This is a genomic window from Gudongella sp. QWL-04, from assembly GCF_058683975.1.
In genome coordinates this window covers 955,412-978,416 of record NZ_CM178754.1, presented here as the reverse complement: position 1 = coordinate 978,416, position 23,005 = coordinate 955,412, and the positions used below count along the sequence as shown (strand labels likewise).

At 41.4% G+C, this 23,005-nt stretch carries 18 protein-coding genes, 10 tRNA genes, 3 rRNA genes and 1 other annotated feature; of the genes, 29 read left to right on the top strand and 2 right to left on the bottom strand.

Annotated features, from left to right (window positions below; genetic code table 11):
* Positions 1-37 precede the first annotated feature (37 nt).
* Both AC4PHB_RS05025 and AC4PHB_RS05020 read left to right on the top strand, forming a co-directional pair.
* Positions 38-1,171: a TMEM165/GDT1 family protein gene (locus AC4PHB_RS05025; RefSeq protein WP_492137530.1), complete on the top strand. Its 1,134-nt coding sequence runs from the start codon at positions 38-40 to the stop codon at positions 1,169-1,171.
* Complete coding sequence (locus AC4PHB_RS05020; RefSeq protein WP_492137529.1) at positions 1,161-1,814, top strand: LuxR C-terminal-related transcriptional regulator; 654 nt, start codon at positions 1,161-1,163, stop codon at positions 1,812-1,814. Before AC4PHB_RS05025 ends, AC4PHB_RS05020 begins: the two co-directional genes overlap by 11 nt.
* A gap of 15 nt (positions 1,815-1,829) precedes the next feature.
* Here the strand turns inward: AC4PHB_RS05020 and AC4PHB_RS05015 are convergent, their stop codons facing one another.
* Complete coding sequence (locus AC4PHB_RS05015; protein ID WP_492137528.1) at positions 1,830-2,732, bottom strand: selenium metabolism-associated LysR family transcriptional regulator; 903 nt, start codon at positions 2,730-2,732, stop codon at positions 1,830-1,832.
* A 359-nt stretch (positions 2,733-3,091) separates the two neighbouring features.
* Here AC4PHB_RS05015 and AC4PHB_RS05010 point away from each other — a divergent pair.
* From AC4PHB_RS05010 to AC4PHB_RS04945, 14 genes are all read left to right on the top strand, one after another.
* Positions 3,092-4,627 (top strand): 16S ribosomal RNA (locus tag AC4PHB_RS05010).
* A gap of 143 nt (positions 4,628-4,770) precedes the next feature.
* Positions 4,771-7,710, top strand: a 23S ribosomal RNA gene (locus AC4PHB_RS05005).
* A 139-nt stretch (positions 7,711-7,849) separates the two neighbouring features.
* A 5S ribosomal RNA gene (gene rrf / locus AC4PHB_RS05000) occupies positions 7,850-7,966 on the top strand.
* The 16S, 23S and 5S rRNA genes sit together here with 10 tRNA genes alongside, the layout of an rRNA operon.
* Before the next feature lie 30 nt (positions 7,967-7,996).
* Positions 7,997-8,071: transfer RNA gene (locus AC4PHB_RS04995), tRNA-Asn, on the top strand.
* A 35-nt stretch (positions 8,072-8,106) separates the two neighbouring features.
* Positions 8,107-8,183: transfer RNA gene (locus tag AC4PHB_RS04990), tRNA-Met, on the top strand.
* Between the two features lie 40 nt (positions 8,184-8,223).
* Positions 8,224-8,298: transfer RNA gene (locus tag AC4PHB_RS04985), tRNA-Glu, on the top strand.
* A gap of 8 nt (positions 8,299-8,306) precedes the next feature.
* Positions 8,307-8,382: transfer RNA gene (locus AC4PHB_RS04980), tRNA-Val, on the top strand.
* A gap of 110 nt (positions 8,383-8,492) precedes the next feature.
* Positions 8,493-8,569 (top strand) — tRNA-Asp (locus tag AC4PHB_RS04975).
* Positions 8,570-8,673: 104 nt separating this feature from the next.
* Positions 8,674-8,749 (top strand) — tRNA-Thr (locus AC4PHB_RS04970).
* Positions 8,750-8,814: 65 nt separating this feature from the next.
* Positions 8,815-8,899: transfer RNA gene (locus AC4PHB_RS04965), tRNA-Tyr, on the top strand.
* A gap of 18 nt (positions 8,900-8,917) precedes the next feature.
* Positions 8,918-8,992: transfer RNA gene (locus AC4PHB_RS04960), tRNA-Gly, on the top strand.
* A gap of 44 nt (positions 8,993-9,036) precedes the next feature.
* Positions 9,037-9,110 (top strand) — tRNA-Gly (locus AC4PHB_RS04955).
* 9 nt (positions 9,111-9,119) lie between these two features.
* Positions 9,120-9,196: transfer RNA gene (locus tag AC4PHB_RS04950), tRNA-Arg, on the top strand.
* A gap of 121 nt (positions 9,197-9,317) precedes the next feature.
* Entirely contained in the window at positions 9,318-10,238 is a 921-nt protein-coding gene (locus AC4PHB_RS04945; RefSeq protein WP_492137527.1) for a ketopantoate reductase family protein, read from the top strand.
* On the opposite strand, the gene AC4PHB_RS04940 is transcribed toward AC4PHB_RS04945, so the two are convergent.
* The gene (locus tag AC4PHB_RS04940) at positions 10,235-11,581 is read right to left on the bottom strand and encodes a Na+/H+ antiporter NhaC family protein (protein ID WP_492137526.1); all 1,347 of its coding nucleotides are present in this window, start codon (positions 11,579-11,581) and stop codon (positions 10,235-10,237) included. The genes AC4PHB_RS04945 and AC4PHB_RS04940 overlap by 4 nt on opposite strands.
* A gap of 54 nt (positions 11,582-11,635) precedes the next feature.
* On the opposite strand from AC4PHB_RS04940, the gene AC4PHB_RS04935 reads away from it, so the two are divergent.
* The 13 genes from AC4PHB_RS04935 to scfB all read left to right on the top strand — a co-directional run bounded on the left by AC4PHB_RS04935 (position 11,636) and on the right by scfB (position 23,004).
* Positions 11,636-12,193 carry an O-acetyl-ADP-ribose deacetylase gene (locus tag AC4PHB_RS04935; RefSeq protein WP_492137525.1) on the top strand — a complete coding sequence of 186 codons (558 nt, stop codon included), beginning with the start codon at positions 11,636-11,638 and terminating at the stop codon, positions 12,191-12,193.
* A gap of 74 nt (positions 12,194-12,267) precedes the next feature.
* A complete protein-coding gene (locus tag AC4PHB_RS04930) occupies positions 12,268-12,933 on the top strand; it encodes a zinc dependent phospholipase C family protein (protein ID WP_492137524.1) in 666 nt (221 codons plus the stop codon).
* A 52-nt stretch (positions 12,934-12,985) separates the two neighbouring features.
* Positions 12,986-13,227, top strand: a binding site (T-box leader).
* A gap of 41 nt (positions 13,228-13,268) precedes the next feature.
* Positions 13,269-14,258, top strand: coding sequence for an aspartate--ammonia ligase (gene asnA, locus AC4PHB_RS04925; RefSeq protein WP_492137523.1), 990 nt, complete (start codon positions 13,269-13,271; stop codon positions 14,256-14,258).
* Between the two features lie 150 nt (positions 14,259-14,408).
* A complete protein-coding gene (locus tag AC4PHB_RS04920; protein ID WP_492137522.1) occupies positions 14,409-15,143 on the top strand; it encodes a hypothetical protein in 735 nt (244 codons plus the stop codon).
* Between the two features lie 127 nt (positions 15,144-15,270).
* On the top strand, positions 15,271-15,765 hold the full coding sequence (ruvC, locus tag AC4PHB_RS04915; RefSeq protein ID WP_492137521.1) for a crossover junction endodeoxyribonuclease RuvC: 495 nt from the start codon (positions 15,271-15,273) through the stop codon (positions 15,763-15,765).
* A gap of 17 nt (positions 15,766-15,782) precedes the next feature.
* Complete coding sequence (gene ruvA, locus AC4PHB_RS04910; protein ID WP_492137520.1) at positions 15,783-16,370, top strand: Holliday junction branch migration protein RuvA; 588 nt, start codon at positions 15,783-15,785, stop codon at positions 16,368-16,370.
* Between the two features lie 12 nt (positions 16,371-16,382).
* Positions 16,383-17,402 (top strand): Holliday junction branch migration DNA helicase RuvB, encoded by a 1,020-nt coding sequence (gene ruvB, locus AC4PHB_RS04905; RefSeq protein WP_492137519.1) that lies wholly within the window; start codon positions 16,383-16,385, stop codon positions 17,400-17,402.
* Between the two features lie 16 nt (positions 17,403-17,418).
* Positions 17,419-18,780: a SpoIID/LytB domain-containing protein gene (locus tag AC4PHB_RS04900; protein ID WP_492137518.1), complete on the top strand. Its 1,362-nt coding sequence runs from the start codon at positions 17,419-17,421 to the stop codon at positions 18,778-18,780.
* Between the two features lie 10 nt (positions 18,781-18,790).
* Complete coding sequence (gene queA / locus AC4PHB_RS04895) at positions 18,791-19,816, top strand: tRNA preQ1(34) S-adenosylmethionine ribosyltransferase-isomerase QueA (RefSeq protein ID WP_492137517.1); 1,026 nt, start codon at positions 18,791-18,793, stop codon at positions 19,814-19,816.
* Between the two features lie 12 nt (positions 19,817-19,828).
* Positions 19,829-20,956, top strand: a complete 1,128-nt coding sequence (tgt, locus tag AC4PHB_RS04890) for a tRNA guanosine(34) transglycosylase Tgt (protein ID WP_492137516.1) — start codon at positions 19,829-19,831, stop codon at positions 20,954-20,956.
* Positions 20,957-21,007: 51 nt separating this feature from the next.
* The gene (yajC, locus tag AC4PHB_RS04885) at positions 21,008-21,316 is read left to right on the top strand and encodes a preprotein translocase subunit YajC (protein WP_492137515.1); all 309 of its coding nucleotides are present in this window, start codon (positions 21,008-21,010) and stop codon (positions 21,314-21,316) included.
* A gap of 122 nt (positions 21,317-21,438) precedes the next feature.
* Entirely contained in the window at positions 21,439-21,579 is a 141-nt protein-coding gene (scfA, locus tag AC4PHB_RS04880; RefSeq protein WP_492137514.1) for a six-cysteine ranthipeptide SCIFF, read from the top strand.
* Positions 21,580-21,684: 105 nt separating this feature from the next.
* The gene (gene scfB, locus AC4PHB_RS04875) at positions 21,685-23,004 is read left to right on the top strand and encodes a thioether cross-link-forming SCIFF peptide maturase (protein WP_492137746.1); all 1,320 of its coding nucleotides are present in this window, start codon (positions 21,685-21,687) and stop codon (positions 23,002-23,004) included.
* Position 23,005 lies beyond the last annotated feature (1 nt).

Sequence of the window (23,005 nt, the reverse complement as noted above, 5' to 3'; positions counted from 1 at the left end):
GGCTGAGCCAAAGGTCTTTTTACAAGAGGAGATAAATATGCTGACAGAATTTACAAAAGCATTATCATTGATATTTATAGCAGAGATGGGAGACAAAACACAGATAATAGCTATGACATTTGCAACTCAGTTTACTGTAAGACAGGTTTTGGCGGGTGTAGCAATAGGAGTGATAGGAAATCATGGACTTGCGATAATCTTAGGCAGTCTTCTTGGTACTATGCTTCCATTGGATATAATTCAGCTGCTGGCAGGGGTCCTGTTTATCTTCTTCGGTTATAATTCTCTTAGGTCAGGTGGAGATGATGAACTGGATAATAAGAGGTCTGTGAACCCGGTTATGGCTGTTGCATTGGCATTTTTCATAGGGGAGTTGGGTGATAAAACACAACTTACAGCACTGGCACTTTCTGCAGAGGCGTTGTTTCCACTAGTTATACTACTAGGTACTACTGCAGGCATGATCGCTACCAGTGGAATTGGGATTTTCGTAGGAAGCAGACTAGGGAAACGGATTCCGGAAAATGCCCTAAAGGCGGCATCCTCAATAGTGTTTGTTGCTTTTGGTCTGCAAAAGATATTTGTCGGACTGCGCATCCAAGGTATAAGTGCTATAATGGCATCAACAGTCCTGGCTATTTTGGCTTTGGTCGAGCTTTATATGTTATTTTCCTTTAGAAAAATGGTCTTGTCAGGGCAAATTAAGCTGCCTTTGAAGGAAGCGGCTCAATTACTGTATGAAAAGACATCAAAGGTAAAGGAATCTGTAGACGACCTCTGCCTGGGTGAGGGAATTTGCGGATCATGTGTTGGTACAGGTTGTTTAATGGGGTATACAAAAGACATGTTAAACAAAGCTAAGGACCAAAAGAACTATTATCAGATAGAGGGAGTTGATCTGGAAGGTCTTTTAATACGTGACTATGATAAGACCAAGGTAGAAGGTGCATATATGATGACTCTTATGGAACTTGATGAACTTGGTTGGCCAACAGATGATAAATTTGTAATAAACAGGGCTAGAGAAGCTTTCGAGGTATTATTGTTCGGGAAAGCGCTTAAAATGGAAAAGGATATTATTGCACAGATGGAAGTAGTCAAAGGTCTGGAACCGGCTCTGTTTAAGAAATTGGATTATTATACGAAAAAGGAGGGCTTGAATGAGAGGTAGATCTATTAAAGTAATGCTTGCTGATTCTCAGCCTCTATGTTTACACGGGCTAAAAAATATAATTGAAACACAGGATAATATAAAAGTTGTAGCTCAAGCTTCAAATCATGAAGAGATAATCCTCTTAGGTGTGACCTCAAATGCTGATATCCTGATCATAGATCCTCAGCAGCGCGATTATAATGGCTTTGACAGTATAAGGATCATTAGAGAAAGAGGTTTCGCAGGCAAGGTTATTCTTCTAATGAGTGACATTTGCAGAGAAGTATATCAACAGGCAAACAAAACAAGAGTTGATGGATATCTATTAAAAACAGCATCTCCAGATAAGCTTATAAGATCGATAAACGATGTCTATAAAGGGAAAAATTATACAGATGATGATTTCACAAGGGTATTGTCGGAAACAGCAGAATGCAGCAACTCTGATAAAGTTGAAGGTGAAAGAGTAGAACAGCTATCTCAGAGGGAATATGAGATTTTGCGCCTTGTGGCATCGGGTAGAAACAATAAGACGATAGCAAACCAGTTATTCATTAGTGAAAAGACGGTGAAAAACCACCTGACCCAAATATTTAAAAAACTAGGAGTTTCTGATAGAGTACAGGCAACACTTTTTGCTGTGAAGCACAATATAAAATAGGTCTGAGTCAATGACTCAGACCAAGCTTTTTATTGAAGCCTTAAAGCTTTCACCAATAGGAGAAAGCTGCCTTGATTTATGGTGAACCAGATAGAATTTTCTTGAAAGATCCAGATCTTCCACTCTTAGTATCTTGTAGCGTCGTCCTTCTACTACATCTCCACAATCTAAATCTTTTTCGGATATGAAGCTCAACCCTACCCCAAGAGCTACCATCCTTTTAATTGCCTCCACATCCTCTATCCAGGCTACCGTTTTTAGCCTATCTAAATCGAAGCCTTTATTTTCCATTGACAATCTTACTGATTCTCTGGTTCCTGAGCCCTCTTCTCTGAAAATAAATGGGAGGTCAACAATCATTTCTAAAGTAACACTCATAAAATTCTCGTACTCAGGGAATAATTCCTCAGGCATGATCAGAACTAGGTTATCCTCCATAACAGGTATATAGGTTAAATTTCGTGTATCATAAAGAGCACCTACAAATCCAAAATCCGTGTCTCCACTTAGTATTTCCTCAATGACTTGTTTTGAATCCTTATCACTAATGGAAAAGGATACGTCCGGATATTTTTCAAGAAATTTGTGTATAAGAGAAGGCAGGAGGTGCTTTCTTGGTACGGAACTTGCACTTATCTCCAAATGACCTTCTATTTTACCTTTATAGCTGTCGAGTTGATATCTGGCCGTTTCATATGTATTGATCATATCTAAAGCATTTTGATAAAGCAGTTGCCCAGCATCTGTTAGAGTCAACCCCTTTGAAAGTCTATTAATAAGAATAGTATCAAATTCCTTTTCCAACGATTGTATGTGATTTGAAACCGTAGGCTGAGTTAAATATAGTGCTTCGGCTGCTTTTGAAAAACTCTTGACTCTAGCTACCTCGATAAAGGTCTTTAACTGTCTGATATCCATAAGATAACCTCCTGTTTACTATTGTCATTATTCTATCAGATTGGTAAGAAAATAGAAACATGAATTAGAATCCATTTATCTCAACAATTTTTGTCTGATTCTTATTGACAAGCTAATAGAAACCTTGTATAGTAATAACTTGTCAGGCCAAACCGTATAGAAAACTGTGACATAAAATGTTGATAAAAAGTCACATTAAAGTCTAAAAACCGATTGACAATGATACACGGCTTTGGTATACTGAATAAGTCACCTCAAGTAGGGGTGAGTGAACCTAGATAACTAAACAGTGTGAGAACTTTGAATGAAACCAAAGATTTCAATTTTTTAAGAACAAATAATATGAGCTAGTCAAACTATTAAATGAGAGTTTGATCCTGGCTCAGGACGAACGCTGGCGGCGTGCCTAACACATGCAAGTCGAGCGAAGTGATCCGGAGTGAAGTTTTCGGACTAAGCGAAGGATCATCTTAGCGGCGGACGGGTGAGTAACGCGTGAGAAACCTGCCTTTCACAAAGGGATAGCCTCGGGAAACTGGGATTAATACCTTATGATACTTATCACTCGCATGAGAGATAAGTCAAAGCGATTAAGCGGTGAAAGATGGTCTCGCGTCCTATTAGCTAGTTGGTGAGGTAACGGCTCACCAAGGCCTCGATAGGTAGCCGGCCTGAGAGGGTGAACGGCCACACTGGAACTGAGACACGGTCCAGACTCCTACGGGAGGCAGCAGTGGGGAATATTGCACAATGGAGGAAACTCTGATGCAGCGACGCCGCGTGAATGATGAAGGCCTTCGGGTTGTAAAGTTCTGTCCTTGGGGAAGATAATGACGGTACCCAAGGAGGAAGCCCCGGCTAACTACGTGCCAGCAGCCGCGGTAATACGTAGGGGGCGAGCGTTGTCCGGAATTATTGGGCGTAAAGGGTTCGCAGGCGGTCTGATAAGTCAGATGTGAAAGGCGTAGGCTCAACCTACGTAAGCATTTGAAACTGTCAGACTTGAGTTAAGGAGAGGAAAGTGGAATTCCTAGTGTAGCGGTGAAATGCGTAGATATTAGGAGGAATACCAGTGGCGAAGGCGACTTTCTGGACTTATACTGACGCTGAGGAACGAAAGCGTGGGGAGCAAACAGGATTAGATACCCTGGTAGTCCACGCCGTAAACGATGAGTGCTAGGTGTTGGGGGTCAAACCTCGGTGCCGCAGCTAACGCATTAAGCACTCCGCCTGGGGAGTACGTACGCAAGTATGAAACTCAAAGGAATTGACGGGGACCCGCACAAGCAGCGGAGCATGTGGTTTAATTCGAAGCAACGCGAAGAACCTTACCAGGGCTTGACATGCCACTGACCGGTCTAGAGATAGACCTTTATCCTTCGGGGTACAGCGGACACAGGTGGTGCATGGTTGTCGTCAGCTCGTGTCGTGAGATGTTGGGTTAAGTCCCGCAACGAGCGCAACCCTTGTCTTTAGTTGCCATCATTAAGTTGGGCACTCTAAAGAGACTGCCGATGACAAATCGGAGGAAGGTGGGGATGACGTCAAATCATCATGCCCTTTATGTCCTGGGCTACACACGTGCTACAATGGTCGGTACAACGAGAAGCAAGCCAGCGATGGCAAGCAAATCTCTAAAAGCCGATCCCAGTTCGGATTGCAGGCTGCAACTCGCCTGCATGAAGTCGGAGTTGCTAGTAATCGCGGATCAGAATGCCGCGGTGAATGCGTTCCCGGGTCTTGTACACACCGCCCGTCACACCATGGGAGTTGTCAATACCCGAAGCCAGTGAGCTAACCAGCAATGGAGGCAGCTGTCGAAGGTAGGGGCAATGACTGGGGTGAAGTCGTAACAAGGTAGCCGTATCGGAAGGTGCGGCTGGATCACCTCCTTTCTAAGGAAGATACATTCATAAGTATCTCACACTGTTTGTTATAAAATATCAATTGTGCACCGATCGAGGTGAAAGTCTTGATAGGTGCAAATGTATTTTGTACTTTGAAAACTAAATCTAATAAAAAGAACAAACATGAAATAGGTCAAGTTATTAAGAGCATAGGGCGAATGCCTTGGCACCAAGAGCCGAAGAAGGACGGGATAAGCACCGAAATGCTACGGGGAGTCGCAAATAGACGTCGATCCGTAGATATCCGAATGGGGGAACCCACTTGAGCAACCCTCAAGTACTCATGACCCAATAAAATAAGTCATGAGAGGTAGACCAGGGGAACTGAAACATCTAAGTACCCTGAGGAAGAGAAAGAAACATCGATTTTCAAAGTAGCGGCGAGCGAAATGGAAAGAGCCCAAACCTGATTTATCAGGGGTTGAGGACACAGCAAAAGATTGAGTGATCCATAGTCGAAGAAAGCTGGGAAGCTTTGCGAAACAAGGTGATAGCCCTGTAGACGAAATGGAATACTCACAGGCTGTGCTCCAGAGTACCACGGGACACGAGAAATCCCGTGGGAAGCAGGGAGGCCCACCTCCCAAGGCTAAATACTACTTGGTGACCGATAGTGAACAGTACCGTGAGGGAAAGGCGAAAAGAACCCCGGGAGGGGAGTGAAATAGAACCTGAAACCCTATGCTTACAAGCAGTGGAAGCACGTTAAAAGTGTGACCGCGTACTTTTTGTAGAACGGGCCAGCGAGTTATGATATGCAGCGAGGTTAAGTAATTAAGTTACGGAGCCGTAGGGAAACCGAGTCTTAACAGGGCGAATATAGTTGCATGTCATAGACCCGAAACCGGGTGACCTATCCATGGGCAGAGTGAAGTTTTAGTAAAATAAAATGGAGGCTCGAACCCGGTAGCGTTTAAAAGCTATGGGATGACCTGTGGATAGGGGTGAAAAGCCAATCGAACTCGGAGATAGCTGGTTCTCCTCGAAATAGCTTTAGGGCTAGCCTCAAGAGAGAATGAGATGGAGGTAGAGCACTGAATGGTCTAGGGGCACATAGTGTTACCAAAACCTATCAAACTCCGAATGCCATACTCATAAGCTTGGGAGTCAGACTGTGGGGGATAAGCTTCATAGTCAAAAGGGAAAGAGCCCAGATCACCAGCTAAGGTCCCAAAATTCTGATTAAGTGGTAAAGGATGTGAGGTTTCACAGACAACCAGGATGTTGGCTTAGAAGCAGCCATACATTTAAAGAGTGCGTAATAGCTCACTGGTCGAGAGACCTTGCGCCGAAGATTTCCGGGGCTAAAATCAGATACCGAAGCTGTGGGATGTATTAATACATCGGTAGAGGAGCATTGTGTAAGGGACGAAGGTGTACCGAAAGGAGCGCTGGACATTACACAAGAGAGAATGCTGGCATAAGTAGCGAAAGGTGAGTGAGAATCTCACCCGTCGAAAACCTAAGGTTTCCTGAGGAAGGCTCGTCCACTCAGGGTAAGTCGGGACCTAAGCCAAGGCTGAAAAGCGTAGGTGATGGACAACAGGTTATGATTCCTGTACTGGAGGTATTCGTTAATAGAGAAGTGGGGACGCAGGAGGATATGCAGAGCGTGCGATTGGAAGAGCACGTCTAAGCACGTAGGGAGAGAAGACAGGCAAATCCGTTTTCTTAGAAATCCTGAGGTGTGATGGGGATCGAAAAACAAGTAGAGAAGCTGCAGACTCCACACTGCCAAGAAAAGCCACTATCGAGAATATTTTCACCCGTACCGCAAACCGACACAGGTAGGTGAGGAGAGAATCCTAAGACGAGCGGAAGAACCTTTGTTAAGGAACTCGGCAAAATAGCCCCGTAACTTCGGGAGAAGGGGTGCCACTTGGAGTGGATATCATACGATATACAAGCTTTGGGTGGCCGCAGTGAAAAGGCCCAAGCGACTGTTTACCAAAAACACAACTCTCTGCTAAGTCGAAAGACGAAGTATAGGGGGTGACACCTGCCCGGTGCTGGAAGGTTAAGGGGAATGCTTAGAGGGAAACTTCGAAGGTGTGAACTTAAGCCCCAGTAAACGGCGGCCGTAACTATAACGGTCCTAAGGTAGCGAAATTCCTTGTCGGGTAAGTTCCGACCCGCACGAAAGGTGTAACGATTTGGGCACTGTCTCAACAAAGGATCCGGTGAAATTGTAGTACTCGTGAAGATGCGAGTTACCCGCGACAGGACGGAAAGACCCCGTGGAGCTTTACTGCAGGCTGACATTGGATTTTGGCATTGCATGTACAGGATAGGTGGGAGGCATAGAAGCAAGTGCGCCAGTATTTGTGGAGCCAACCTTGGGATACCACTCTTGTGATGCTGAAATTCTAACCTGGCACCGTGAACCCGGTGTGGGGACACTGTCAGTTGGGCAGTTTGACTGGGGCGGTCGCCTCCTAAAAAGTAACGGAGGCGCTCAAAGGTTTCCTCAGCACGGTCGGAAATCGTGCGAAGAGTGTAAAGGCAGAAGGAAGCTTGACTGCGACACCAACAAGTGGAGCAGGAACGAAAGTTGGACTTAGTGATCCGGTGGTACCGCGTGGAAGGGCCATCGCTCAACGGATAAAAGCTACCCCGGGGATAACAGGCTTATACCCCCCAAGAGTCCACATCGACGGGGGTGTTTGGCACCTCGATGTCGGCTCGTCTCATCCTGGGGCTGAAGTAGGTCCCAAGGGTTGGGCTGTTCGCCCATTAAAGAGGCACGCGAGCTGGGTTCAGAACGTCGTGAGACAGTTCGGTCCCTATCCGTCGTGGGCGCAGGAAATTTGAGAGGAGCTGTCCTTAGTACGAGAGGACCGGGATGGACAAACCTATGGTGAATCAGTTGTCTTGCCAAAGGCATGGCTGAGTAGCTAAGTTTGGACGGGATAAGTGCTGAAGGCATCTAAGCACGAAGCCCCCCTCAAGATGAGATTTCCCATCATGAAAGTGAGTAAGACACCAGGAAGACGACCTGGTAGATAGGTCTCAGGTGAAAGAGCAGCAATGCTTGAAGCTAAGAGATACTAATATGTCGAGGACTTGACCTAAGTCAGTGAACAGTGAATAGTGAACAGTGAATAGTGATTGTCATTCTGAGCGTAAGCGAAGAATCTTAACTGAGAACTGTGAATTGTAAATTGTGAATTGTAGTAAGTAGTGTTTGTTCTATAGTAGATTTAGTTTTCGTCTGGTGACGATAGCAAGAGGGAGACACCTGTACCCATACCGAACACAGAAGTTAAGCCTCTTAACGCCGATGGTACTTGGTTGGAAACGACCTGGGAGAGTAGGAAGTTGCCAGACTACAAAGGTAGCAAGGCTATCTTGGAGTATTCTTAGGTAGCTCAATGGCGGAGCAACCGGCTGTTAACCGGTAGGTTGTGGGTTCGAGTCCCACCCTGAGAGCCATATTAAAGTTGGGGTGGAACAACTGGCAAAAATATCGCGGGATGGAGCAGTCTGGTAGCTCGTCGGGCTCATAACCCGGAGGTCGTAGGTTCAAATCCTGCTCCCGCAACCATTACATATTTACTCCGCTCCACCACTCCAACAGTAATCAAGGCCCTATGGTCAAGCGGTTAAGACACCGCCCTTTCACGGCGGTAACCCGGGTTCGAATCCCGGTAGGGTCACCAAAAAAAGTGGGCGCATAGCTCAGTTGGGAGAGCACCTGCCTTACAAGCAGGGGGTCACAGGTTCGAGCCCTGTTGTGCCCACCACTAATTTCAAGTGAATAAGTAACAGTGAATAAGTAACAGTGAAAACAAAACTCTTAAGAGATAGACCCAGATCACTATTTACTATTCACTAATAGCTATTAACTATCATTGGCCTGGTAGTTCAGTTGGTTAGAATGCCAGCCTGTCACGCTGGAGGTCGAGGGTTCGAGTCCCTTCCAGGTCGCCACAATTCAACTAATAGTGAATAAGTAAGAGTGAATAACGAAAGACTCAAAAGATAGACCCATATAACTATTCACTGTTCACTGACAAGTTATTCACTGCATTATTGCTGGCGTAGCTCAATCGGCAGAGCAACTGACTTGTAATCAGTAGGTTGGGGGTTCAATTCCTCTCGCCAGCTCCAAAAGTGCTCCGCAGGACAAGAGAAAATGTCCTTTAGGGTTTGATACATAACAAGGGAATAGATATGGAGGAGTTCCCGAGTGGCCAAAGGGGACGGACTGTAAATCCGTTAGCTAAGCTTTCAGTGGTTCAAATCCACTCTCCTCCACCAATTAAACTTAATAAATATGCGGGAGTGGCTCAGTGGTAGAGCATCGCCTTGCCAAGGCGAGGGTCGCGAGTTCGAATCTCGTCTTCCGCTCCATAAGAACTTGAATGAAGAAAATTGTTTCTTCATTTTTTTAAAATGCGGGTGTAGCTCAGTGGTAGAGCCCCAGCCTTCCAAGCTGGTTGCGAGGGTTCGATTCCCTTCACCCGCTCCAATAACCTATGTACCCATAGCTCAGCTGGATAGAGTAACTGGCTACGAACCAGTAGGCCGGGGGTTCGAATCCCTCTGGGTACACCACTTTAAGCTCCATGATCGGGAGCTTATTTTTTATTTAAAATCTGAATTCAATGATTTTCAGATCGATGGAAAATGGTATAATCATAGTTAATATGATTTTGGAAAAGAGGAATGGTTAGAAATGGAAATAACAAGGGTTTCTATAGTTGGAATGGGTTCACTAGGCCTCATTTTCGGCAGTTTTCTTTATGATAAACTAGGTAGTGATAACGTTGAGTTTATTGTTGACAATAAGAGATCAGAAATATTTGATTATGGACACAGAGTTGTAAATGGAAAAAGCTATAACTTCAATGTGATCTCTGGAGAAAAAGCTGTAAATAAGTCTCAACTGATCATATTCGCTGTTAAGTCTACAAACCTGGAAAATGCCATAGAAACAGCTAGAGACTGTGTAGATGGATCTACTACAATAATTTCATTAATGAATGGAATATCGAGTGAGAAAATCTTAGGCCAAGCCTTTGGTATAGATAAAATCTTGTTTGCTACTGCTGAGGGAATGGATCCAATAAGAAGCAAACACACTCTAAGTTACACAAATATGGGCTATGTATGTATTGGAACCGACAGTGAGGACCAAAACAAGAAAAAACGATTGAAAGAACTCATAAAGCTTTTTGATAGAACAGACTTTCCATATAAACTTGAAAAAAATGTTATGCACAGATTATGGAGTAAATTCATGCTGAATGTGGGTGTTAATCAAGTGGTTATGATGCATGAGGGGACCTTTGATACTATACAAAAAGAAGGACCTGAAAGGACGATGATGATCGAGGCCATGAGAGAAGTAATCGAGCTTGCAGGCGAAGAAGGTATCTTGATTGGTGAAAAAGATCTTGAATTCTACGTTGGGCTTGTTGATTCCTTGAACCCCAACGGCATGCCTTCTATGAGACATGATGGTCTTCATAGGATTAAATCCGAGGTGGAGATGTTTGCAGGTACAGTGATCGAATATGGTAAAAAGCACAATATCCATACCCCAGTTAATCAAAAAATTTATGATACTATAAAGCTTATTGAGTCCAAATATTAAGAACTTGGTTTGTCTCTTTCAGTCAGCAATCCATATAGAGGTAAAATATAAAGATATACAGCATAAAGTATACTTGAAGTTGGTGCACCGACTGCTGCTAAGGGAAATGCCCCTGCAATACTCCAAGGAATAAGAGGAGCAATTACGATGGCCGTATTCTCAAGGTAGATGGCTAATTTGTATCTGTCGGGTACAAGATCGTCATTTAGCTCGAAAGTCAACATGGTTGAAAGAGTTTGATTGCAGCTTATAGCACTCATTAAGATTGATGAAAGAAAGATGGTAAAGAAGCTTGTAGTACGCAGTGACAGATTCCTGATCCATCTTTTTATTTCTGAAAGAAGATCTGTATTTCTGAAGATACCAAAATATGAAGAGGAAATACCGATTATTGATGCTGACCTTAGCATAGAAACTAAGCCACCTCCATTAATTACGGAACCAAGTGAAGGATCATTAGCTTTGTAACCCAATATTGCGATAGATATTATTTCTGGTATTGATTTATTTTGAGCATAAAAACAGACGAAAATACTTGCACAAATACTTATGATCATTATGCGCTTCACCTTGAACTTGAATAGAGATAAAATTATTACTAGAAGTGCAGGTATTGAGACCCACCAATACAGATTAAAGCTATTGCTATATATAGTGACGGATTCTGACGATACGATTGCGTTAGAATTTATATGACCTGTGACAGCATAAATTACTACAGCAATCAGAAAAGGGATTACAGATGTTTTCAACATATTCTTTATGTTTATGAAAAGATCTGTTTGAGTAAGCTCGCTTACCAGGAGTGCACTTGAGGACATAGCAGAGCATCTGTCACCAAAGTATACCCCAGAAAGGATAGCTCCGCCAGTTAAGAATGGATCTATTCCAAGGGCAAGGCCGATAGACATACACACAACTCCCATTGTGCTGGCTGTTCCAAAGGATGTGCCAGTTAGTACTGATACCATCGAACATAAAAGAAAAGCATATAAGACAAAGAAATCTGGGTCGATGAATCGGATGGAGTGATAAATCAGATAAGGGATTGTGCCTCCTGCTCTCCAAAGCGCAGTTAGCACGCCAATTAAACCGAATACGATAAGTATAGTCTTAGCGCTTTTTATTCCGTTAAGAATCATTGAACCGATTCTCTTGAGGCTGTTCCCTTTAGAAAATGCATATATTGCAAACAGGATCAATCCTAGCGATAACGCAATCAGTATTGACCTCCCGGTAGCAACAAATAAGGCTAGTATTAAAATAAAAGTTGATAATGTCAGAAATTCATACACAGCAATTACCTCGACCTTTTCTAATAGAAATATTGTAACATAAAACAATTCGGTATGCGATGATAAGAGACAATTTGAAATACGTTATTTAGTGGTTTATAATTGGAATTGGGTGCAGAAATGAGGAGGGATATAGTGGAGTTATATAATTTAAGCATAAGAATTAATCATGGAGATATTACTGAAGAGAAGACCGATGCAATAGTAAATGCCGCCAATAATTCGCTTCTTGGGGGAGGCGGTGTTGATGGTGCGATACATAGTAAAGGTGGAGCCGTTATCCTTGAGCAATGCAAAAAGCATGCTGGTTGCCCTACAGGCGAGGCTAGAATTACTACCGCTGGGAACTTACCCTGTAGATATATAATTCATACTGTAGGTCCAGTCTACGGAAGTGATCCTATTTTAGAAAAAAAGCTTCTATATAATGCATATTTCAATTCATTAAAATTGGCTGATGAATATAGAATTAAGACAATTGCATTTCCATCGATCTCAACAGGGGCTTTTGGGTATCCAATAGATGAAGCTGTTAAGGTTGCATTTGAAGCAGTGATTGATTTTTCAAAGTCAAATTCAACCATTGAGGAAATTGTATTTGTTCTTTTCAGTACGGAAGATTTTAGAGTATATGAAAAATATATCCAGTTAATACATTGAAAATCATAAATGTTACAGTAATAATATATTTGGACGATTGACTTTGGAGATTCATTGTTATATTATCAAGAAAGTTGAAATATTCTTGCAAGGGAGTGTTTGAAATATTCGCCGATACTCATAGAATCATTGCCTCCCAGGTATATGAAGATATATATAAAATTTATGATTTCAAACTGAATAAGGAAAAACTTTTATGGGGTTCAGTCGCACCTGATATTGTCCCAAAGTACAAATTGATAAGACATTACCAGGATGAAAGTCTTAACTATATCGCTTTAGAAATTATGAAGATAATTTTTATTAGCCGTTTTGTTGACCTTAGAAGGATAAAGGACCCAATTGCAGTGAATATTCTTAGCAAAAGCATTGGGATCATATCACATTATCTATCTGACTATGTTTGTTTACCTCACGCGAGAAGGTGGACTTTCGCAGATTCGATGATAAAGCACGTTAGATATGAATCTAAGCTAAATGACCTTGCATCCGGTCATAGCTTTAAGAAGAATGTCATCACTGTTGACGACTTGAATTTTAGTGATGAGAGCCTCCTGAATTTAAGGATAGCTATTAAAAACTATATAATGGATGTAGTAGATGAATACTCGATCAAAGCTGGAATGAAGAACGACCTAGATTTTGCGCTTTCCATGAACCTTAAGATTTCATATTTCATTCTCGATGCGATTCAAAATTATTCTGAGGATATTCATAAAGCTTTTGCATTAGAGTTTTAAAATATTTCTTGACAACACTAGTTATGCTTAATATAATTTGCATATATTAAATATTAGTACTGTGATGGGACGAGTACTTTAAGAACGTAGTCAAAGAGAACCGGGAATGGTGGGATCCTGGTACGAAAGCTTGAAGGAAGAACAGCCCTGAGTATCTGACCGAAAGTGTTATCTAGTAGGCTCAGACGGTATAGCCCGTTATCAGCTATGACGTATCGATTTAGGTCTGTACGGATATGAGAGAGCTTAATAGCTAATTAAGGTGGTACCGCGAATTTACCCTTCGTCCTTTTATAGGATGAAGGTTTTTTTAATTTAAAGAAGGAGTGAGTATAATGATGATGGTAAACGGTTTTACACCAAGAGAAGCACAAGTTGGTATCAAGCAGATCAAAGACTATTTTGAAAGAAAGCTGGCAGAGCAGTTAAATCTGACAAGAGTTTCAGCACCTCTATTCGTGAGACCTGAGACAGGGTTAAATGATAACTTGAATGGCGTCGAGAAGGCTGTTGCCTTCAGAATTACAAAGCATGACCTTGATGTTGAAATAGTACAGTCTCTTGCGAAGTGGAAGAGGATGGCACTAAAGTGGTATGAATTTAAGCCCGGAGAGGGGTTATATACGGACATGAATGCAATTAGACCTGATGAATACGTTGACAGCTTACATTCAATATACGTTGACCAATGGGATTGGGAAAGGATAATCCTCAAGGAGGATAGAACCTATGAAACACTTGTAAACACAGTTGAAAGGATATATGAGGCTTTTAAATCCACTGAGGATTTTATAAACGAACTTTATCCAACCAGACTATTCAAAAAGCTTCCAGATAAAATCACTTTTATCAGCAGCCAGGAGCTGGAGGACAGATACCCTGACGAGACGCCTAAGAGAAGAGAACACTTAATAGCAAAGGAGTTTGGGGCTGTATTCCTTAGCCAAATAGGTAAAAGACTAAGATCTGGACTTCCTCATGATAACAGGGCACCTGATTACGACGATTGGTCCTTAAATGGCGACATAATATTCTGGAACCCTGCCTTACAAGATTCCATTGAGCTTTCAAGCATGGGGATCAGAGTTGATGAACAAGCTTTGGAAAAGCAACTTAGGATTTCAGGTACCGAGGATAGAAGAGCTTTAGAGTACCACACTAAGCTACTTGCTGGAGAGCTGCCTTACACGGTAGGCGGAGGAATCGGTCAATCAAGGATCTGTATGTACTTCCTTCAAGCAAAGCATATAGGACAAGTTCAAGCATCAATTTGGTCAGAAGAAGAAATAAAAAGATGTGAAGATGAAGGGATATTCTTACTATAGATATACATGGGATCAGCTGTAGAGCTGATCCTTTTACTTGTTAAAATATTGTAACAAAATGGTTACAAACTAATATACAAATGGCCCAGGTTTTATAGTATAATGGTGATACACATCTTATAATGGAACAACAAAGGGGGGATTTGCTGTATGGCTTTGACTAACGACACATTTTGCGACCTCTACGAGGGGTTAAAGCATAACTTTCTCTTTAAGAATGACTTAAACAGCATACATATCCTTTTGAATCTTTACGATATTGAAGACAATATAAGAAATATTTTCCCCAAATATGTTTCCATTAAATTCTTGAAGAACAGTATCACCAGAATACTGAAGGAAAGAAGAGGAAATCAGCTTATAGCCTTAAATCTTGGAGAGCTCCTCCATGAAGATATTAACAGGCTTGAGCTGCTTCTTTATCTTGAGGGATATAAGAATGGTTTTATCAATATTAAAGAGGCGAATAAGCTTGAAGATTTGACAGTTAAGACCTATCCAATAAATGAATTGTACTATCAGAAATATTTGTTTCATTTTGAGAGCGGACCTGATCATGTCGAGACCTTCAAGGAAGAGGTATTCTCTGCTCTGGAACAACAGGAGGAGGCTAGTGGACATATCATCAATCTTATTGAGAGATACTGTGACAAGATAATACGAGGTAAGGTTTACAGTCTTAATAAGTACCTTGATAAACAGCTTACTATTAATTATAGCGATGAATATACTCATATTGCCGAGGATGATTCTCTCTTGACTACAGAAGAACTATCAAATATATATCTGGAAGTAGTAAAAATTATAAACAGAAATGGTATGAGACTATACAAGGATGCATACTGGAATGGATTAAATGACAGGGTGTTAAAAAGATATAGGTAATCATTCATAAATTATAACTTCAAAATGCCCTCTGGCTTTATCGTCAGAGGGTTTTAAAATGTATTTCAGATTCTTGGTCTGGATATGTTACAATATATAGGTCAAGGTATGCAAAAAGGAGAAGCTTATGATAATTATTGGTGTTGATCCAGGGATAGCTACTGTTGGGTATGGTATTATAGAATGCATAGGGAATAGCTATAAGGCTTTAGAGCATGGCATTATCGAAACCAGTCCAGATGTACTGTTTCCTTTTCGACTTCAGGCTGTTTACAAAGAGCTTTCAGAGATAATAAAATTTTTCAGACCTGAAGATATGGCAATTGAGGAGCTTTTCTTCAACAAAAATGTTAAGACAGCAATAAAAGTTGGACATGCAAGAGGAGTTGAAATATTGGCTGCAGTAGATCACGACATCGGAGTATATGAGTATACCCCTTTGCAGATCAAACAAGCTGTCGTAGGTTATGGCAGAGCTGAAAAACACCAGGTTCAAGAAATGGTTAAATTGCTTCTTAACCTGAGGGAGATACCAAAACCCGATGATGCTGCAGATGCTTTGGCAGTGGCCATATGTCATGGAAGCTCCCTTAAGTTCAAGGATTCATTTAAAATGAAATGATTGGGACAGGTGATTAAATGATCGATTATATAATTGGTAAAGTAGCACATATTGGAGAAGATTATTTGATTCTTGATAACAACGGTATAGGCTACAGAATAAACACATCAACCAATTCACTTCTAGATTCATCAAGAACCACTGACGCACAAAAGCTATATACAAGTCTTATAGTTAGAGAGGATGGAATGTTCCTCTTTGGATTTACTACCTCCGAAGAAATGGATGCTTTCAAGCTGCTTCTTACTGTTTCAAAAGTTGGTCCTAAGGTGGCTTGTGGGATCCTCTCTGCTCTTAAGCCAGGTCAGCTTCAAAGGGCGATACTTACTAAGGATTTGAATGCATTGTGTAAGGGACAGGGTGTGGGAAGAAAGACTGCAGAAAGAATAGTACTGGAGCTAAAGGACAAGATTGCTGGCAAGTCGTATGAGGACATAGATACTGTAGAACCCAAATTGACCAGTGAATATGAAGAGGCTGTTGAAGCCCTTATGTCTCTCGGTTATTCCAGATACGAAATCGAGAAGGTACTAAGGACCGTTGAAACTGACGATATGACCGTAGAGGATATCATCAAAGCCGGCTTGAGAAAACTTTCTTTTTAAGGAGAATGTGAAATGGATGACGTTCGTGATAGGATAGTGGCAAGACATATGAACATTGATGACATTGAAAATGAGGCTACATTAAGGCCAAAATGGCTAAATGAGTATATAGGACAGGAAAAGGCCAAGGAAAAACTGGGCATTTTTATCCAAGCTGCAAAAGGAAGAAGTGAATCTCTAGATCATGTATTGCTTTATGGTCCGCCAGGACTAGGGAAAACTACTCTTGCAAATATTATTGCGAACGAAATGGGTGTAAATATACGAGTTACTTCAGGACCAGCTATCGAAAGACCAGGTGACCTGGCTAGCATACTGACGAACCTTTCTGATGATGATGTTTTATTCATTGACGAGATACATAGGATAAACAGAACGGTAGAGGAGGTACTTTATCCTGCAATGGAGGATTTTGCCCTCGATATAATCATTGGGAAGGGTCCTTCTGCACGATCTGTTAGGCTGGATCTTTCAAAGTTTACTCTAATTGGTGCGACAACAAGGGCAGGCTTATTGACATCTCCATTGAGAGATAGATTTGGTGTAATGCTGAATCTCGACCTGTACGACATTGAGAGCTTGACAGAGATAGTTACAAGATCCTCCAGGATTTTAGGCATAGATATTGACCCAATGGGGGCATACGAGATTGCCAAACGGTCAAGAGGAACACCTCGAATTGCTAATAGATTGTTGAAAAGAGTCAGGGATTATGCACAGGTTGTAGAGGATGGAGTAATTACTGAGGAGATAGCCAAGCGTGGACTTGAAGTCTTAGAAGTGGATAAATTAGGACTGGACGCAGTCGACAGAAAATTGATTCTTTCAATGATCGATAATTTCAGGGGAGGCCCTGTTGGTATCGATACCATTTCAGCTTCAACTGGAGAGGAACGTGGAACTATTGAAGACGTATACGAACCATATCTTCTGCAAATCGGGTTTTTGATAAGGACGCCAAGGGGCAGGGTAGCCACTGAAAAGGCATATAATCACTTCAACAGGCCTTATACTAGAGACTTGGAAGGTTAATCCGGGAGGATATTTTATGAGAAGTATGATTTCTGCAACATTGTTGATAACTGCATTATTATTGGCAATTCCCAGCTCATATGCTTTAGCAGAAGACGTAGACTATATCGACGTTAGGGTAGGTAAAACCTACGCTATACTCGATCGGGTCTTGCTCAGTGCCAAAGAAGGATTTGAGCTTGTTAAAAAGGATGATAAGGTATATAGACTTATGAATATTGATTCGGATCGGATTTTCGTAAGCATTAACTTTACCGATTCCAAAAGCCTTGATATTTTTGATGCTTCCAACAGCTATATAACGACTATCCCGGCAGACGGCTCACTTGTTCTTGGAACAGAAGGGGAGTCTATCTCGGCAGCAGGGACTGCTTACAGAGGATACATAGGTTTTATTACCGGAGCATCTGGTTTGGTCTTAATTAATCATGTGGATGTGGAAAACTACCTTTATGGTGTTGTACCTAAGGAGATCCCGCCATTAAGTTCTCAGGAGGCATTGAAAGCCCAGGCTGTTGCAGCTAGAAGCTTTGTATACAACAGTTTGAAAAAACATGCTGCGGAAGGCTATAACCTATGCGACACGACCCACTGCCAAGCATATGGCGGCATAGGTTCTGAACACCTAAATACGAATACGTCAGTAGATGATACATTCGGTTTGGTAGCGACCTACAACGGATTACCAGCAAATACCGTATACCATTCATCATCAGGAGGTCATACTGAAAACAGTGAAAAGGTATGGGTTACTGCTATACCATATTTGAGAGCTGTTCCTGACCCTTTTTCTGCAAATGGTCCAAATTCATCATGGTCAACCGTATTATCATCTAATGAGATAGAAAATAAGCTGGAAGCCGCTGGCCATGACATCGGCAGGGTGGACGGAATCTCTATTAAAGAAAGGTCTGAGTCTGGTAGAGTGACATTAATGGAGGTCATTGGTTCAAAAGATACTATAGAGATTACAGGGGCTCAGTTCAGGACGATGATGGGGGCGATGGCTATAAAGAGCACTCTTTTTTATCTTGGGGATGAGACAGCTTCTGATTCAAGTGTTTTATATGCTGCAGATTCCAGAAGGACAACTGAACTTGAGGTTACAAGAGGGGGTTTTGCTGTTATAGGTAAAAACGGTGAAACAGTAAATATTTTCGAATTAACTGCTATTGGAACTTCTGGCCAAAAAACATACGGAATAAAGAATGTGCAAGTAGTTATGGATGATGAATACCTGATTTCCGGCAAAGGATTTGGTCACGGAGTTGGTATGAGTCAATACGGTGCAATTGAAATGGCAAAACAAGGATACACATTTGAAGAAATATTGAAATACTATTACAAGAACATTGAATTAACAATATTTTATAGATAGGAAGTAGAGAATGAAAACTAGCGATTTTTATTATGATCTTCCAAAGGAGCTGATTGCTCAGCATCCATTGGAAAGCAGGACATCCTCAAGATTATTGGTTTTGGACAGGGAAACCCGTGAAATGAAGCACAGGATATTTTCAGAGCTGCTGGATGAGCTCAATGCAGGCGATGTTCTGGTTATGAATGACTCGAGAGTCATTCCTGCAAGATTATTTGGAAACAGACAAGGGAAAGAAGAAAAAATTGAAACACTTCTCCTAAAAAGAGTATCGGGAAGTGTATGGGAGTGTCTGGTAAGGCCTGGAAAAAAAATGAAGCCCGGGGGAAGGATCGAATATGGCAATGGACTCCTCACTGGGATAGTAAAGGGTCTTGGAGATGATGGGACCAGACACATAGAATTCAAGTTTGACGGGATATTTGAGGAAGTACTCGATAAACTTGGCGAAATGCCACTACCGCCATATATCACTGAGAGATTGGAGGATTCCGAAAGATACCAAACTGTCTATTCAAAGAACAATGGGTCCGCAGCTGCACCTACCGCAGGTTTACACTTTGATGAAATGCTTCTTGACAAGATACGAAAGAAGGGTGTGCAAACTCTTTATTTGACATTGCATGTTGGATTAGGTACATTCAGACCTGTCAAGGTCGAAGATATCAATCAGCATATTATGCATTCAGAGTATTACGAAATCAGTGAAGTAACAGCAGAGGAGATAAATAGAGCTAAACAAAGAGGTTCTAAGGTGATTGCTGTAGGCACTACCAGTACTAGGACCCTTGAGACCGCTGCAGATGAAAATGGTTTGATAAAATCCTCCAGCGGCTGGACGGATATCTTTATATATCCGGGTTATAAATTTAAAGCCGTAGACGCCATGTTAACAAATTTTCACCTTCCTGAATCAACCTTACTCATGCTGGTAAGCGCATTTGGTTCAAAGGAATTAATGTTGTCTGCATACTACGAGGCAATAAAAGAGAGTTACAGATTTTTCAGCTTTGGCGATGCCATGCTGATAAAGTAATGGAGGATTCTGATGGCATTAAAATATGAACTGATAAAGGAATCAAAGGAAAGTAAGGCAAGGCTTGGTAAAATAGTTACTCCTCATGGGGAAATCGAGACGCCGGTTTTTATGCCTGTAGGAACGAGAGCTACCGTTAAAACAATGACTCCTGAGGAGCTCACGGATCTGGGTGCAAAGATAATATTGTCAAATACCTATCATCTATATCTTAAGCCAGGACATGATTTGGTTAAAGAAGCAGGAGGTCTCCATAGGTTTATGAACTGGCATGGACCTATTTTGACTGACAGTGGTGGTTTTCAGGTGTTTAGTCTTGGAGAACTTCGTAAGATCAAAGAAGAGGGTGTTGAGTTCAGATCACATATAGACGGTTCAAAACACTTTATAAGCCCTGAGACATCCATAGATATACAAAATGCACTAGGATCAGACATTATGATGTGTTTTGATGAATGCGTTCCTTACCCTGCTGACTATGAGTATGCTAGGCAGTCGATGGAGAGGACTACAAGGTGGGCGGAAAGATGCAAGGAACACCATAAGGATTTGGATAAGCAGGCTCTTTTTGGCATAGTACAGGGGGGAATGTATAGAGACCTGCGGGAGCAAAGCAGTAAAGATTTGGTTGAAATGGATTTTAGCGGCTATGCTGTAGGTGGACTAAGCGTAGGCGAGCCCATGGATATGATGTGTGAGGTATTGGATTATACTGTACCTTTACTGCCTAAGGACAAACCAAGGTATCTGATGGGTGTAGGAAGTCCTGATTATCTATTTGAAGCAGTTATAAGAGGCATCGATATGGCAGACTGCGTATTACCGACCAGGATTGCTCGAAATGGTACTGCTATGACGAGTCATGGAAAGGTTGTAATCAGGAATGGAAGGTATTCCCGTGATTTTGGGCCACTTGATCCAGAGTGTGACTGCTATACATGTAGGAATTATTCAAGAGCATATATAAGACACTTATTTAATGTAGATGAAATACTTGCCTTACGACTTACAACGATCCACAACCTATACTTTTTGATAAACCTTATGGAAAAGATCCGAGAGACTATCAAGGAAGACAGATTACTGGAATTTAAGGATGAGTTCTATAAAAAATATGGCTATACAGAATTATTGGAGTGATTTTTAACGCTTTTCATGTATAATATATTATAGAAAAGGAGTGATTTGTAGATGGAGCAATTGCAAGCATTTATTCTCCCAATAGGTTTGCTGGTGATTTTCTACTTTTTCGCAATTAGACCTCAGAGGAAGAAAGAAAAAGAGATTAAGGAAATGAGAAGCAGCCTGCGTGTTGGAGACGAAGTAATCACAATAGGCGGTATCATGGGTAAGATCATTAAGTTAAAAGATGATTATGTTACTCTTGAAATCGGATCTACCAAAACGAAGCTGGACATAACCAGATGGGCAGTTGGTTCTGTTGTAAAATCAAATGGATCAAAAATTACGAAGCAGGAAGAAGAGACTACAGAAGAATAATTAGAATGACTTCCAGAGATGGAAGTTCTTCTTTTTTAAGTGCTAAAAATTCCTTTATTATGCATCTAGTCTGTGGTATAATTGCTTCATTAAAGCACATTCTTTAAAACAGGAGGATACATATGAAGCATATCAAGACACTGACCAAAATCAGACTCAAGGATAGTCTTGTTTATGGCGGATGCGGAGAGTGCCAGACATCGTGCCAGTCAGCATGCAAAACGTCATGCACAGTAGGAAACCAGAAGTGCGAAAACAAGTAATGCAATAAGGGGTAGTGGTTTATCCACTGCTTTTTATTTGAGAAAAATTAAGGAGGCTTACAGTTGTCACAGCTTATACATAAGTTTTATTTAAACGAAAATTATATGGTTTTGGACGTTAACAGCGGTGCTGTGCATATAATTGACGAACTGGTCTACAATATACTAGATGAAAATTGTCTTCAAAGCAGAGACGCAGTCGTTGAAAATCTAGCTGGTAGATTTGAGACTGAAAGAATAATCGAAGCATATGAAGAAATCAGGTATCTAGTAGATAATGAGATCCTTTATTCAAAGGAATCCGATTTTGGAGGCTTGGAATATAACAAGGAAAATATTATAAAGGCGATGTGCCTGCATGTCGCTCATGACTGTAACCTAAAATGCAAGTATTGCTTTGCTTCCCAGGGCAATTTCAAAGGCGAAAGATCGATTATGAGTCTTGAGACGGGGAAAAAGGCACTCGAGTTCCTGGCAAAGAGTTCAGGTAAAAGAAGAAATCTTGAGGTTGATTTCTTTGGTGGTGAACCATTGATGAACTTTCAGGTTGTTAAGGATCTAGTTGCTTATGGCAGAGAACTTGAAGAAATCTATAATAAGAACTTCAGGTTTACAATAACCACCAACGGAGTCCTTCTTGACGAAGATAAGATGGATTTTATAAATAATAATATGGAAAATGTAGTATTAAGTCTTGATGGCAGAAAGCAAATAAATGATGAAATGAGGCTTACGGTCTCAGGTGATGGCAGCTATGACGTCATCCTGCCTAAAATCAAGCGTATGGTTGAATTGAGAGGAGACAAGGATTATTATGTCAGAGGAACCTTTACAAACAAGAATACTGATTTTGGAAAGGATGCCCTCGAGTTCTATAATGATGGTTTTAGAAAGATATCCATCGAGCCCGTCGTAGCACCAGATGAAATGGATTATGCTCTCAGAACTGAACACCTGGAGGAAGTCCTTAAGGAGTATGAGAGCTTTTCAAAACAGTATATAGAATTGAAGAGAAAAGATACTGATTTTATGTTTTTCCATTTCATGATAGATCTGGACCAAGGGCCCTGTGTAATCAAAAGAGCTGTTGGTTGTGGAGCTGGAAGTGAGTACATCGCCGTGACACCCGAAGGTGAGATTTATCCTTGCCATCAGTTTGTTGGCGAGAGGGAGTTTTTACTTGGAGAACTTGATTCAGGTATAACCAATACCAAACTTAGAGAGCGCTTCAAGAAGGTTAATGTGTATACTAAAAAGGAATGCAGAGAGTGCTGGGCTAGGTTCTATTGCAGCGGTGGATGCCATGCAAACGCCCACTATGCTCATGGGGATATTTTGAAGCCATATGAGATCGGCTGTGAAATGGAAAAGAAAAGAATAGAATGCGCGTTGTCGATCAAGGCAAGCCTCAGTGAGGAGGAATAGT